The organism is Pseudomonas sp. (assembly GCF_048269965.1).
GTDB lineage: Bacteria > Pseudomonadota > Gammaproteobacteria > Pseudomonadales > Pseudomonadaceae > Aquipseudomonas.
In genome coordinates, this window is sequence record NZ_JBLWTV010000024.1 from 36,614 (window position 1) to 50,395 (window position 13,782).

Annotated in this window: 14 protein-coding genes; 1 reads left to right on the forward strand and 13 read right to left on the reverse strand. The window is 60.9% G+C overall.

Annotated features, from left to right (window positions below; translation table 11 throughout):
- Window positions 1–3: 3 nt before the first annotated feature.
- The 13 genes from lpxA to rpsB all read right to left on the reverse strand — a co-directional run bounded on the left by lpxA (window position 4) and on the right by rpsB (window position 12,709).
- Complete coding sequence (lpxA, locus tag ACN0X6_RS21530; protein ID WP_160019638.1) at window positions 4–780, reverse strand: acyl-ACP--UDP-N-acetylglucosamine O-acyltransferase; 777 nt, start codon at window positions 778–780, stop codon at window positions 4–6.
- Entirely contained in the window at window positions 777–1,217 is a 441-nt protein-coding gene (gene fabZ / locus ACN0X6_RS21535) for a 3-hydroxyacyl-ACP dehydratase FabZ (protein WP_003244215.1), read from the reverse strand. Before fabZ ends, lpxA begins: the two co-directional genes overlap by 4 nt.
- A 47-nt stretch (window positions 1,218–1,264) precedes the next feature.
- Window positions 1,265–2,326: a UDP-3-O-(3-hydroxymyristoyl)glucosamine N-acyltransferase gene (lpxD, locus tag ACN0X6_RS21540; protein WP_417707102.1), complete on the reverse strand. Its 1,062-nt coding sequence runs from the start codon at window positions 2,324–2,326 to the stop codon at window positions 1,265–1,267.
- A complete protein-coding gene (locus ACN0X6_RS21545; RefSeq protein WP_013716416.1) occupies window positions 2,323–2,826 on the reverse strand; it encodes an OmpH family outer membrane protein in 504 nt (167 codons plus the stop codon). The genes lpxD and ACN0X6_RS21545 overlap by 4 nt, the downstream gene beginning before the upstream one ends.
- Before the next feature lie 44 nt (window positions 2,827–2,870).
- Window positions 2,871–5,231, reverse strand: a complete 2,361-nt coding sequence (gene bamA, locus ACN0X6_RS21550; protein ID WP_417707103.1) for an outer membrane protein assembly factor BamA — start codon at window positions 5,229–5,231, stop codon at window positions 2,871–2,873.
- A gap of 85 nt (window positions 5,232–5,316) precedes the next feature.
- A complete protein-coding gene (gene rseP / locus ACN0X6_RS21555; protein WP_417707105.1) occupies window positions 5,317–6,669 on the reverse strand; it encodes a sigma E protease regulator RseP in 1,353 nt (450 codons plus the stop codon).
- 57 nt (window positions 6,670–6,726) lie between these two features.
- Window positions 6,727–7,911, reverse strand: coding sequence for a 1-deoxy-D-xylulose-5-phosphate reductoisomerase (gene ispC / locus ACN0X6_RS21560; protein ID WP_417707107.1), 1,185 nt, complete (start codon window positions 7,909–7,911; stop codon window positions 6,727–6,729).
- A complete protein-coding gene (locus ACN0X6_RS21565; RefSeq protein WP_417707109.1) occupies window positions 7,908–8,723 on the reverse strand; it encodes a phosphatidate cytidylyltransferase in 816 nt (271 codons plus the stop codon). Before ACN0X6_RS21565 ends, ispC begins: the two co-directional genes overlap by 4 nt.
- On the reverse strand, window positions 8,723–9,469 hold the full coding sequence (gene uppS, locus ACN0X6_RS21570) for a polyprenyl diphosphate synthase (protein WP_160019645.1): 747 nt from the start codon (window positions 9,467–9,469) through the stop codon (window positions 8,723–8,725). Before uppS ends, ACN0X6_RS21565 begins: the two co-directional genes overlap by 1 nt.
- Window positions 9,470–9,486: 17 nt before the next feature.
- Entirely contained in the window at window positions 9,487–10,044 is a 558-nt protein-coding gene (gene frr, locus ACN0X6_RS21575) for a ribosome recycling factor (RefSeq protein WP_160019646.1), read from the reverse strand.
- Window positions 10,041–10,784 carry a UMP kinase gene (gene pyrH, locus ACN0X6_RS21580; RefSeq protein WP_004424012.1) on the reverse strand — a complete coding sequence of 248 codons (744 nt, stop codon included), beginning with the start codon at window positions 10,782–10,784 and terminating at the stop codon, window positions 10,041–10,043. The genes frr and pyrH overlap by 4 nt, the downstream gene beginning before the upstream one ends.
- A gap of 188 nt (window positions 10,785–10,972) precedes the next feature.
- On the reverse strand, window positions 10,973–11,836 hold the full coding sequence (gene tsf, locus ACN0X6_RS21585; RefSeq protein WP_160019647.1) for a translation elongation factor Ts: 864 nt from the start codon (window positions 11,834–11,836) through the stop codon (window positions 10,973–10,975).
- A 129-nt stretch (window positions 11,837–11,965) separates the two neighbouring features.
- Complete coding sequence (gene rpsB / locus ACN0X6_RS21590) at window positions 11,966–12,709, reverse strand: 30S ribosomal protein S2 (protein WP_017674791.1); 744 nt, start codon at window positions 12,707–12,709, stop codon at window positions 11,966–11,968.
- Window positions 12,710–12,990: 281 nt separating this feature from the next.
- Here rpsB and map point away from each other — a divergent pair, with 281 nt between their 5' ends.
- Window positions 12,991–13,773 (forward strand): type I methionyl aminopeptidase, encoded by a 783-nt coding sequence (map, locus tag ACN0X6_RS21595; protein ID WP_417707111.1) that lies wholly within the window; start codon window positions 12,991–12,993, stop codon window positions 13,771–13,773.
- The last annotated feature ends 9 nt before the right edge of the window (window positions 13,774–13,782 follow it).

Here is a 13,782-nt window from a genome sequence, read left to right on the forward strand (position 1 = left end):
GAATCAGCGGGTGATGCCGCGCGTGGAGGCCTGGATCGAGTCACGGAAAATCGCCACTTCCGGGAACTGAGCAGCAGACTCGGCCAGCTCGGCCAGTGCCTGCTCGACGGTCAGTCCCTGGCGATAAACCAGCTTGTAGCCTTTGCGCAACGCGGCGATGGCCTCGTTGGAGAAACCACGACGACGCATGCCCTCGAAGTTCATGCTGCGCGCCTCGGCCGGGTTACCGAATACGGTAACGAAAGCTGGCACATCCTTGCCAATCGCGGTGCCCATGCCCGAGAAGCTGTGCGCACCAATGCGGCAGAACTGATGCACCAGGGTATAACCGGACAGAATCGCCCAGTCATCGACCCAGACATGCCCGGCCAGTGCCGTGTTGTTGACCAGAATGCAATGATTGCCGATCACACTGTCATGGCCGATATGGGCATAGGCCATGATCAGGTTGTGGTCGCCAATGGTGGTTTCACTGCGATCCTGCACGGTGCCACGGTGAATGGTGACGCCTTCGCGAATGGTGTTGTGATCACCGATCACCAGGCGCGTCGCTTCGCCCTTGTATTTCAGGTCTGGGGTGTCTTCACCGACCGAAGAAAACTGGTAGATGCGGTTGTGCTTGCCGATCACGGTCGGCCCCTTGAGCACTACGTGCGGGCCGATGACTGTACCCTCGCCGATTTCCACATCGGCGCCGACAATGCTCCAAGGGCCAACGACGACGTCGTCGGCCAATCTGGCACTGGGGTCGATGATCGCGCGAGGGTCAATCAAACTCATAGCTTGCGTTCCGCGCAGATGATTTCAGCGGAGCAGACTTCCTTGCCATCGACAGTCGCGCGGCACTCGAATTTCCAGATGCTGCGACGGTCGCTCAGGTACTTGGCTTCCAACGTCAGTTGATCGCCCGGCAGCACCGGCGAGCGGAAGCGCAGCTTGTCGGAACCGACGAAGTAATACAGGGTGCCATCGGCCGGCTTCACGCCCATCATCTTGAAACCGAGGATACCGGCCGCCTGGGCCATGGCCTCGATGATCAGAACGCCCGGCATGATCGGGTGCTCGGGGAAATGGCCGTTGAAGAACGGCTCATTGATGCTGACATTCTTATAGGCGCGAATCTGCTTGCCTTCGACGTCCAGGTCCACCACGCGGTCCACCAGCAGGAACGGATAGCGGTGCGGCAAATATTCACGAATTTCGTTGATGTCCATCATGTCCGGTTAAGCCTGTAAGAAAAGAAAAGAGCACGGTCACGCCGTGCTCAGGCATCAGATGAGACGTTTGCCGTCTGGGTCACGGCGGCCAGCTGTTTTTCCAGCTCACGCAGTCGCTTGGCCATATCATCCAACTGACGAATACGGGCCGCACTCTTCTTCCACTCGCCCGCCGGTTGCATGGCAGTCCCTGAAGAATAAGCGCCCGGCTCGGTGATCGAACGGGTCACCATGGTCATGCCGGTGACGAACACGTTGTCGCACACCTCGATATGACCCACCATGCCAACACCACCCGCGATCATGCAGTTCTTGCCGATCCTGGTGCTGCCGGAAATACCGCAGCAGCCGGCCATGGCAGTGTTGTCACCGATCTGCACGTTGTGCGCGATCATGATCTGGTTATCCAGCTTCACACCATTGCCGATCAAGGTATCGGACAGCGCCCCGCGATCGACCGTGGTGTTGGCGCCGATCTCGACGTCATCACCGATGGTCACCCCACCGATCTGCGCGATCTTCTGCCAGACACCCTTCTCGTTGGCGAAGCCGAAGCCTTCACCGCCGATCACCGCGCCCGACTGGATCACCACCCGCTTGCCGATCTGCACATCGTGGTACAGCGTCACGCGCGGAGCCAGCCAGCCACCCTCACCCACCACGCTGCGCGCACCGACCACGCAGTGCGCACCGACGCTGACCTCGGCGCCGATACGCGCGCCGCTCTCGATCACCGCAAAGGCGCCGATGCTGGCAGTCGGATCGACCTCAGCGTCGCCTGCAACCTGGGCGGTGGCATGGATGCCGGGAACGGCCTTGGGCTTGCGATCGAACAGGTGCGAGAGCTGAGCGTAGGCCAGATAAGGGTTGGCAACGACCAAGGCATCGCCAGCGTAGCCCTCGGCATCGGCTGCGGTGAGCAGCACGGCACCGGCCTGGGTCTGCGCCAGAAACTTGCGGTACTGGGCATTGGCCAGGAAGCTCAATTGTTCGGGCCCGGCCTCCTGTAAGGTGGCCAGGCCCGTGATGACCTTAGCTTCGGCGCCACGCAAGGTGGCGCCCAGGCGCTCGGCCAATTGGCCGAGGGTAAATGTCGCAGCCATGCTCAACGCATCTGATTCATGCGCTCGATGACCTGGCGAGTGATGTCGTACTGAGGTTTGACATCGATCACCGCACCGCGCTCGAGCACCAGGTCGAAGTTACCGTTCTTGATCACTTCTTCGACGGCCTTGTCCAGGTTCGGCTTGAGCTTGGCCAGCATCTCGCGGTCAGCGATGGCCTTGGCTTCGTTCAACTCCTTGGACTGGAACTGGAAGTCACGGGCCTTCTGCTTGAATTCGAGCTCGAGGCGCTCGCGCTCGGCCTGCTGCATCTTCTCGCCGTCCTTGACCATGCGATCCTGGATGCGCTTGGCGTCGCTTTCCAGCGTCTTGAGCTTGTTCAGCTGTGGGCCGAATTTCTTCTCGGCATCGACTGCGTAACGCTTGGCCGCATCCGACTCGAGCAGCGCCATCTGATAGTTCAGCACGGCCACCTTCATCTCGGCGAACGCCGGAGTGGCGATCAGGGCGGCGGTGAACAGAACCAGTTGAGTCAACTTACGCACAATGCACTCCTGCAACAAAACTGTTGGCTTTCGGTGAAACGAGATTAGAAGGTTTGACCCAGAGAGAACTGGAATACCTGGGTATCGGCATCATCCGGCTTCTTGATCGGCATGGCCAGACTGAAGCTCAACGGGCCCAGCGCGGTGATCCAGGTCAGGCCAACACCCACGGAGCTGGCCAGGTTGCTGAAATCGATGTCGCAGCTCTCGCTGAGTCTCTTCTGAGTCGACGAGCAGTTGGTATCGAAGACGTTACCCACGTCCCAGAACAATGCGGTACGCAGCGAACGCTGATCCTTGACGAACGGCAGCGGGAACAGCATCTCCACACCGCCCTGCACCAGGACGTTACCACCGAACGGCAGCGGATCCTGATCCGGGTCAGCCAGTGTGCCGGGTTTGGTACCAGTGCTCGGCGTGCTGCGCGGGCCCAGGCTACTGTCCTCGAAGCCACGCACCGAGTTGAAGCCACCGGCATAGTAGTGTTCGTAGAACGGCAGCTCAGCGGTAGAGCCATAGCTGTCGCCGTAACCCAGCTGGGTATGGAAGCGCAGGGTGTAGTTGTCGCTGATCGGGGTGAACAGCTGACCACGGTAGTCGAGCTTGTAGAACGACAGATCGCTACCTGGCAGGGTGGTTTCCAGCACCAGGCTCTGCGAATGACCACGGTTGGCCAGTACACCACGGTTCAGGGTCGACTCGGACCAACCGATGGAACCCTTGAAGTTCAGGTAATTGTCACCCTCGGCGTCGATGAAATCGAAAATCTCGTCGACGGTGTAACGGCCGGTGTCGATGCTGTCCTGCTGCACGGTCAGGCCATAGGTCAGACGCGCGGTTTCGCTGATCGGATAGCCGATGTTGATACCTGCACCCAGGCTGTCGACCGAGTAGCTGGATACGTCGACATCGAGCTCATCGTAGTCGGTGGTGCGGTAGAAGGCGTTGTAACCCAGGCTGACACCGTCGACGGTCCAGTAGGGGTCAACGAAGCCGAAGCTGTATCGGGTCTGGTATTCGCTACGGGTCAGGCCGATGCTGACGCGGTTACCGGTACCGAGGAAGTTGTTCTGGCTGATCGAACCACCGAGGATCAGACCGGCGTTCTGGGCGAAACCGACGCTGGCGGTGATGGAGCCGGATGGCTGCTCTTCGACGCTGTAATTCACGTCGATCTGATCGTCGGTGCCCGGCACCTGCGGGGTTTCGACGTTGACTTCCTTGAAGAAGCCCAGACGTTCCAGACGCACCTTGGACTGGTCGATCAGGTAGGTCGAGGCCCAGCCACCTTCCATCTGGCGCATTTCGCGACGCAGCACCTGGTCTTCGGACTTGGTGTTGCCACGGAAATTGATGCGATTGACGTAGGCGCGCTTGCCCGGATCGACGAAGAAGGTGATCGAAACGGTGTTGTCCTCGTCGTGCGCTTCCGGCACGCCGTTGACGTTGGCGAAGGTATAGCCTTCGTTACCCAGGCGGCGGGTGATCAGCTCACTGGTGGTGGTCATGATCTTGCGCGAGAAGACCTGCCCTTCCTTGACCAGCAGCAGCGCCCGCACGTCTTCTTCCGGGACCTTGAGGTCACCGGACAGCTTCACGTCACGGACGCTGTACTTCTCGCCCTCTTCGACGTTGACGGTGATGTAGACGTGCTTCTTGTCCGGGGTGATGGATACCTGGGTGGAGCTGATATCCATGTTGATGTAGCCGCGGTCCAGGTAGTAGGAGCGCAGACGCTCGAGGTCACCGGACAGTTTCTCGCGGGCATACTTGTCGTCGTTCTTGAAGAACGACAACCAGTTGGTGGTCTTCAGCTCGAACAGGTCGACCAGGTCTTCATCGGAGAACACGGTGTTGCCGACCACGTTGATGTGGGAGATGGCGGCAACAGTGCCTTCGTTGATGGTGATCTTCAGCGCCACGCGGTTACGCGGCTGCGGAATCACTTCGGCTTCGATCTCGGCCGAATAGCGGCCCTGAGCGACATACTGGCGCTGCAGCTCGTTGCGCACGCCCTCGAGGGTGGCACGCTGGAAGATCTCGCCCTCGGCCAGACCAGACTGGTTCAGGCCCTTGAGCAGGTCTTCGGTGGTGATGGCCTTGTTGCCGTCGATCTCGATACCGGAGATGGAAGGACGCTCGACCACGGTAACCACCAGCACGTCGCCATCGCGACCGAGCTGGATATCCTGGAAGAAGCCGGTACGGAACAGGGAGCGAGTGGCATCGACCAACTGGCGATCATCGACCTGTTCGCCCACATTCAGGGGCAGTGCGCCGAATACGCTGCCGGCGGATACCCGCTGCAGGCCGTTGACGCGTATATCGGAGATGGTGAAGGACTCGGCGTGAACTTCGGCGATCATCAATGCGGACAGTACCGCAGGTAGCAGCAGACGTTTCATGAAGTCCTTTCTTATTCCAACTGACGATAAAAACTGCCGCTCAAGCGACACTTCTTTTAAATCTCAAGAACGTATTCAGCAATGCTCACAGGCGGCTGAGGTCGTTGACCAGGGCAAGCAACATGACCCCGATGACCAGACTGATGCCGATCTGCATCCCCCAACCCTGAACCCGCTCAGACAAGGGGCGACCACGCACCCACTCGACCAGGTAAAACAGCAGATGCCCACCATCCAGTACGGGAATGGGCAGCAGATTGAGAACCCCCAGGCTAATACTCAGATAGGCAAGGAATTTCAGGAAATCCCCCAGCCCTGACTCAGCTGAAGCGCCCGCCACTTTAGCAATGGTTATCGGCCCACTCAAGTTTTTTACCGAGAGCTCCCCGAACAGCATTTTCTTCAGCGAATCGAGGGTCAGCAGGCTCATGGACCAGGTTTGCCGCATGCCTTCGACAACCCCCTCGAGCGGACCGAAGCGCACTTCGCGAAGCATTTCCGGCGGCCATTCGACGCCCTGCACACCCGCGCCCAGGTAGCCACTGCGGGCCTCCCCTTCTCCGCGCGAAGCCAGGGTCAGCTGCACGTCCTGCGTTTGCCCGCCGCGTTCGAAGCGCAACGTGACCGCCTCGCCCGGCAATGCCCGCACACGGTCGACCAGGTCCTGCCAATCGGCAAGCGGCTCACCATCGAGCGCCAGCAGTCGATCTCCGGCTTGCAGACCCGCGGCATGGGCAGGCCCCTTGGAATCGACCTCTGCCAGCACCGGCTCCAGCACCGGACGCCAGGGACGAATGCCCAGCGAGCCAATCGGGTCCGGCTCGTCGGCACCGCGCAGCCAGTTGTCCAACTGCACCTGCTTGGACGTCTCGACACTGGAGCCCGGCTCGAGCACACGCAGATCGAGCGTACCGCTCTCACCCAGACGACTTACCAGCTGCAGATTGACCGCCGCCCAGCCGCTGGTGGCCTCGCCGTTGACCGCAACGATCTCCTGCCCGGCACGCAGCCCGGCCACTTGCGCCAGGCTGTCCGGCTGCACGGCACCGATAACCGGCCGCACCTGCTGACTGCCGAGCATGGCGACGAACCAGAAGAACAACAACGCCAGCAGGAAATTGGCCAGAGGACCTGCGGCCACGATAGCGATGCGCTGACGCACGCTCTTGCGATTGAAGGACTGCTCGACGAGCTCGGGCGGTACGTCGCCCTCGCGCTCATCGAGCATCTTGACGTAGCCGCCCAGAGGAATGGCCGCCACCACGAATTCGGTGCCCTGGCGGTCGTGCCAGCGCAACAGCGGTGTGCCGAAGCCAACGGAGAAGCGCAGCACCTTGACGCCGCAGCGCCGGGCCACCCAGAAGTGCCCGTACTCGTGAAAGGTCACCAGGACACCCAATGCGATCAGGGTGCCAAGCAGCATGTACAACCCACTCATTTCACTTCTCCAGCTCTACGAGCCGCTCAGGTTCCGGCCAGGCCGATACGGGCGTCATCAACGACCAGCTAGCCACTGCCCAGCCAGTTCACGCGCACGGGCATCGGCCTCGAATACCGCATCGAGCGCTTCGACAGCGTGCACAGGCTGGGCGTTCAACACGGACTCAATCATACGCGCGATATCCACGAAACGGATGCGCCGCTGCAGGAAAGCCTCGACCGCCACCTCGTTGACCGCATTGAGCATCGCCGGTGCACTGCCGCCAGCCTGCGCCGCCTCCCGCGCCAGGCGCAGGCAGGGGAAGCGCTGCTCGTCGGGGCGCTCGAAATCCAGACGACCGACGGCAAACAGGTCCAGAGGCGACACGCCCGAGTCGATGCGCTCCGGCCAGGCCAACGCATGAGCGATGGGCGTGCGCATATCCGGATTACCCAACTGGGCCAGCACCGACCCGTCGATATAATCGACCAGCGAATGAATCACGCTCTGCCGATGGATGACCACTTCGATCTGCTCGGGGCGGGCATCGAACAACCAGCAGGCCTCGATCGACTCGAGCCCCTTGTTCATCATGCTGGCCGAATCGACCGATATCTTGCGCCCCATCGACCAGTTCGGATGCGCACAGGCCTGCTCTGGCGTGACGCACTGCAGATCGGCCAAGGACGTTTCGCGAAAAGGCCCACCAGAAGCCGTCAGCAGTACGCGACGCACACCGACAGCCGGAAGCCCTCGCGAATAGTCACCGGGCAGGCACTGGAAAATGGCGTTGTGTTCGCTGTCGATAGGCAACAGCACCGCCCCACTGCGCTTGACCGCTTGCATGAACAAGGCGCCGGACATCACCAGCGCTTCCTTGTTCGCCAGCAGCACCTTCTTGCCGGCCTGCACCGCCGCCAGCGTTGGCTTGAGGCCTGCAGCGCCAACGATGGCCGCCATCACGCAATCGACGGCGGCGTCGGCAGATACCGCGCACAGCCCTGCTTCGCCGACCAGTACCTCGGTCGCCAGCCCGGCAGCACGCAGAGCGTTCTGCAACTCGAGCGCTGATGCGTCATCAGGCACCACCGCGTAGCGCGGCCGATGTTGCACGCACAATACCTGCAGCTCTGCCAGGCGCGAAAAACCCGTCAGCGCGAAGACGCCGTAGCGCCCGGGATGGCGCGCAATCACATCCAGCGTACTGAGGCCGATGGACCCGGTCGCCCCCAGTACGGTGACCTGCTGCACGGCGCTCACAGCGAACCCCAGCCTGCCAGCCAGAGCAACGCGGCGAACAGCGGAATGGCCGCTGTCAGGCTGTCGATACGATCCAGCACTCCACCATGCCCCGGCAGCAGATTGCTGCTGTCCTTGATCCCGGACTGACGCTTGAACATGCTCTCGGTCAGATCGCCAACCACGGAAATCAGCACCACCACAGCAGCACCTGCCAGAGCCAGCAGCAGCCCACCAGCAGACCAGCCCTGCTGCAGACCGACCACGAGCGTGATCAGCAGGCTGGCAGCCAGACCACCATAGAGCCCTTCCCAGCTCTTGCCCGGGCTGACCTTGGGCGCCAGCTTGCGCTTGCCGAAGGTCTTGCCGGAGAAATAGGCGCCGATGTCCGCCCCCCAGACCAGCACCATCACCGCGATGATCAGCGCATTGGCCTGCGGCCACTGCTTGAGCAGGACCAGCCCCTGCCAGGCCGGCAACAGGATCAGCAAGCCGATCAGCAAACGCCCCGGCACACCACCCCAGTAACGACTGCTATCGGGGTAGGTCAGCACCAGGAAGGTCGCAGCCAACCACCACAGCACAGCCACCGCCAACAGCACTGGCGCGAACAGCGGAACCAGGTAAAGCGCACCGAGCAACACAGCCACCACTGCGGCATAGGCGACGCGCCTGGGCTGCGCCTCGAACCCCGCCAGGCGCGCCCATTCCCAGGCCCCCAGCGTGACCACCGCACCGATGAACAGGGCAAAGGCACCGCCGTCGAGCAGAAAAAAACCGCCCAGGGCGATGGGCAACAGCACCAGCGCCGTGATGATTCGTTGTTTCAACATTAAGAGCGCGCCTCAGCTTCCACCTGCTCGCTGGTCTTGCCGAAGCGACGCTGGCGGGTAGCGAAATCAGCCAGCGCCTTGCGCATGGCCTCGTGCTTGAAGTCCGGCCAATAGAGGTCGGAGAAGTACAGCTCGCTGTAAGCCAACTGCCACAGAAGGAAGTTACTGATGCGGCGCTCGCCGCCCGTACGAATGCACAGGTCGGGCAGAGGCAGGTCACCGGTAGCCAGACAGCCCTGGAGCAATTGCGGGGTGATGTCCTCGGGCTGCAAATGACCCGCCTGCACTTCACGCGCCAGGCGCTGAGCGGCCTGGGCGATGTCCCACTGACCGCCGTAGTTGGCCGCGATCTGCAGGGTGAAACGACGATTGCCGGCCGTCAGCAGCTCGGCTTCGCGCATGGCAGCCTGCAACTCGGGATGAAAACGCGAGCGATCACCAATGATGCGCAGGCTGATGTCGTTATCCAGCAGGCGCTTGGCCTCACGACGCAGCGCCCCCAGGAACAACTCCATCAGCGCACCGACCTCGTCGGCCGGACGCTGCCAGTTCTCGCTGGAGAAGGCGAACAGGGTCAGTACCTCGACGCCCGACTCGGCACACACCTCGATCACTGCGCGAACCGCATCGACCCCGGCCTTGTGCCCAGCCACACCCGGCAACAGGCGCTTCTTCGCCCAACGATTGTTGCCATCCATGATGATGGCGACATGCCGCGGCACCGCCCCCTGCTTGTTCTTGTCCATGTATGGGCGCCCAGCCGTCAAACGGCCATCAGGTCCGCTTCTTTGACCTCGAGCGCCTTGTCGACATCACCGATGAACTTGTCGGTGATCTTCTGCAGCTCGTCAGCGGCGCGACGCTCTTCGTCCTCGCTGATTTCCTTGGCTTTGGACAGCTTCTTCAGCTCGGCCAGGGCATCACGACGCACGTTGCGCACAGCGACCTTGGCATCTTCGGCAACGCCACGCGCCTGCTTGGTATAGCCCTTGCGGGTTTCCTCGGTCAGCGCAGGCATCGGCACGCGAATGGTGGTACCGGCGCTGCTCGGATTCAGACCCAGATCGGAGGTCATGATGGCCTTCTCGATGGCGGCGCCGAGGGTCTTGTCATGTGCGACGATCTTCAGGGTGCGCGCGTCCTCGACGGTGATCGCTGCCACCTGATTGAGCGGCATGTCGCTGCCCCAGGCCGGCACCTTGATGCTGTCGAGAATGCTCGGATGGGCACGACCGGTTCGAATGGAGGCCAGGTTACGACCCAGCGATTCCAGGGACTTGCTCATGCGTTCCTGAGCGTCTTTCTTGATGTCGTTGATCATTGTGCATCCTCCTCGATCAGAGTTCCTTCGGCGCCACCCACTACAACGTTCAGCAGTGCGCCGGGCTTGTTCATGTTGAAAACCCGCAGCGGCATGTTGTGATCGCGGCACAGGCAGATGGCGGTCAGGTCCATCACGCCCAGCTTGCGATCGAGCACCTCGTCATAGGTCAGGCGCTCGAACTTCTCGGCATGCGGGTCCTTGAACGGGTCGGCAGTGTACACGCCATCGACCTTGGTCGCCTTCAGTACCACGTCCGCATCGATTTCGATGGCGCGCAGGCAGGCAGCCGAATCGGTGGTAAAGAAGGGGTTGCCGGTGCCAGCAGCGAAAATCACCACCTCACCGGTCTTCAGGTGGCGCATGGCCTTGCGGCGGTCATAGTGATCGGTCACGCCGACCATGGAGATCGCCGACATGACGATGGCCGGGATGTTCGAGCGCTCCAGCGCATCACGCATGGCCAGCGCGTTCATCACGGTGGCCAGCATGCCCATGTGGTCGCCGGTGACGCGATCCATGCCGGCAGCGGACAGCGCCGCGCCACGGAACAGGTTGCCACCACCGATCACCAGGCCAACCTGCACGCCGATACCGACCAGTTGGCCGACTTCCAGCGCCATGCGATCGAGCACCTTGGGATCGATGCCGAAATCTTCCGAGCCCATCAGGGCTTCGCCGCTAAGTTTGAGCAGAATGCGTTTGTAGCGAGGTTGGCGACCAGTTGTCTGCTGAGCCATTGCAAGTCTCTCCTGCGGCGATATGAAATTCGTCAGCAGCGCCTCTGAGGGCTGCAGTTATCCGGCACTTCGACAGCGCCAACGGCCGTTCGTTGAAACGACCGATACTTTATTCGTCACCCCTTATTCGGCAAAGAGGCCGCCCGCGTAAACGGGCAGCCTCTTTGGGGCACATGCCGAAAAACCGATTACTGCTTGCTGGCGGCCAGCTGGGCAGCAACTTCTTCAGCAAAGTTGTCGACCGGCTTCTCGATGCCTTCGCCTACTTTGAAGTAAGTGAAGGAAACGATTTCAGCGCCGGCTTTCTTGGCCAGCTCACCGACCTTGATCTCAGGGTTCTTGACGAACGCCTGCTCAACCAGGCTGGCTTCTGCCAGGAACTTGGAGATACGGCCGGCAACCATCTTCTCGGCGATATCGGCAGGCTTGCCCTTGAGCTTCTCTTCGTTCAATTGCAGGAAGACAGCCTTCTCGCGCTCGATTGCTTCAGCCGAAACGTCGCTGGGCAGCAGGAACTCCGGGTTGCTTGCAGCAACGTGCATCGCGATGTCTTTGGCCAGCTCGACGTCGCCGCCTTTCAGGACAACGGCAACACCAATCTTGTTGCCGTGCAGGTAGGAACCGACAACGTCACCCTCAACGCGCACAAGGCGACGGATGTTGACGTTCTCGCCTACTTTGGCAACCAGAGCGGTACGCTCGGCTTCCTGAGCCTCGATCAGCGGAGCTACGTCGGTCAGCTTGTCGGCGAATGCCTTGTCCACACTGCTGGTGACGAAGTTCTTGAAGTCGTCCTGCAGAGCCAGGAAGTCGGTCTGCGAGTTGACTTCGATAAGGACCGCGGCCTGACCGTCGGCCTTGACGGCGATAGCGCCTTCAGCTGCAACGTTGCCAGCCTTTTTGGCGGCCTTGATGGCGCCGGAGGCGCGCATGTCATCGATGGCTTTTTCGATGTCGCCGCCAGCCTTGGTCAAGGCCTTTTTGCAATCCATCATGCCTTCGCCAGTACGCTCGCGCAGTTCTTTAACCAGGGCTGCAGTAATCTCTGCCATCTTGAAAATCCTCTCGGTAGGTCTTCAACCATTCACCCGCATGGCGGGCGATCAAATCTGTGAGTGGCAAAAAGGGGGCTTAGCCCCCTTCTTGCACAGCGCGTAACGCTAGATGCTTTGCGTTACCGCTTAGCCTTCGGCGCTCTCGGCAGCCGCGGCTTCTTCGACGAACTCTTCAGTGCCGCCGCCAGCATTGCTGCGACCACGGATCACGGCGTCGGCCATGGCACCCATGTACAGCTGGATGGCGCGGATGGCGTCGTCGTTACCCGGGATGATGTAGTCAACGCCTTCCGGGCTGCTGTTGGTATCGACGATGCCGATAACCGGGATGCCCAGCTTGTTGGCTTCGGTGATAGCAATGCGCTCGTGGTCAACGTCGATCACGAACAGAGCGTCCGGCAGACCGCCCATGTCCTTGATACCACCCAGGCTGCGATCCAGTTTTTCCAGATCACGGGTACGCATCAGGGCTTCTTTCTTGGTCAGCTTGGCGAAAGTACCGTCCTGGGACTGAACTTCCAGCTCACGCAGACGCTTGATCGAGGCGCGGATGGTCTTGTAGTTGGTCAGCATGCCGCCCAACCAGCGGTGATCGACGAACGGCGAGCCACAACGAGCAGCTTCTTCGCGAACGATCTTGCCAGCGGAACGCTTGGTGCCGACGAACAGGATCTTGTTCTTGCCAGCAGCCAGCTTCTCAACGAAAGCCTGGGCTTCGTTGAACATCGGCAGGGTTTTTTCGAGGTTGATGATGTGAATCTTGTTACGCGCGCCGAAAATGTACTTGCCCATTTTCGGGTTCCAGTAACGGGTCTGGTGGCCGAAGTGCACACCGGCCTTCAGCATATCGCGCATGTTGACTTGGGACATGGTAGTTCCTTGATAAGTCGGGTTAGGCCTCCACGTATCCCAGCTTCCAACCCTCGAACTTGTCGAAAGGCACCCAGGAAACCGTGTCGATACGTGTGTGGGTTTGAGCTTTCGGGCTTAGTGCCCGTAAAGCGGCGCGTTTTATACCACACAATGCCGGCTCAGGCTACAAGAGCTGGCAAACAACGCAGTAACGCCTCGCAGCGGTTGCAGCGCCTTTGGGGCTGGCACGGTGAAGCTGCTAATATATCGCCCTTTCCGTTCGTGCCCGAGAGCTTCATATGACCGTCACCATCAAATCCGCCGAAGAAATCGAGAAAATGCGCGTGGCCGGCCGTCTGGCCGCCGAAGTGCTGGAGATGATCGGTGAACACGTCAAGCCAGGCGTCACCACCGAGGAAATCGACCGCATCTGCCACGACTATATCGTCAACGTGCAGCAGGCCATTCCCGCACCGCTCAATTACAAGGGCTTCCCCAAGTCGATCTGCACCTCGATCAACCATGTGGTGTGCCACGGCATCCCCAATGACAAGCCGCTGAAAGACGGCGACGTGCTGAACATCGACGTCACCGTGATCAAGGACGGCTACCACGGCGATACCAGCAAGATGTTCATGGTCGGCAAGGTCGCCGAGTGGGCCGAGCGCCTGGCCAAGGTCACCCAGGAATGCATGTATAAAGGCATCGAGCTGGTCAAACCCGGCACCCGCCTGGGCGATATCGGCGAAGTCATCCAGAAGCACGCGGAAAAGAACGGTTTCTCCGTGGTCCGCGAATACTGCGGTCATGGCATCGGCGCGGTCTTCCATGAAGAGCCGCAGGTATTGCACTACGGCAAGGCCGGCACCGGCATGGAGCTCAAGGAAGGCATGACCTTCACCATCGAGCCGATGATCAACCAGGGCCGCCCGGAAACCCGCCTGCTCGGCGACGGCTGGACCGCCATCACCAAGGACCGCAAGCTGTCGGCACAATGGGAGCACACCGTGCTGGTCACCGCTGACGGCTATGAGATCCTGACCCTGCGCAGCGACGACAGCCTGCCGCGCACCTCGGCCTGACCGCGATCC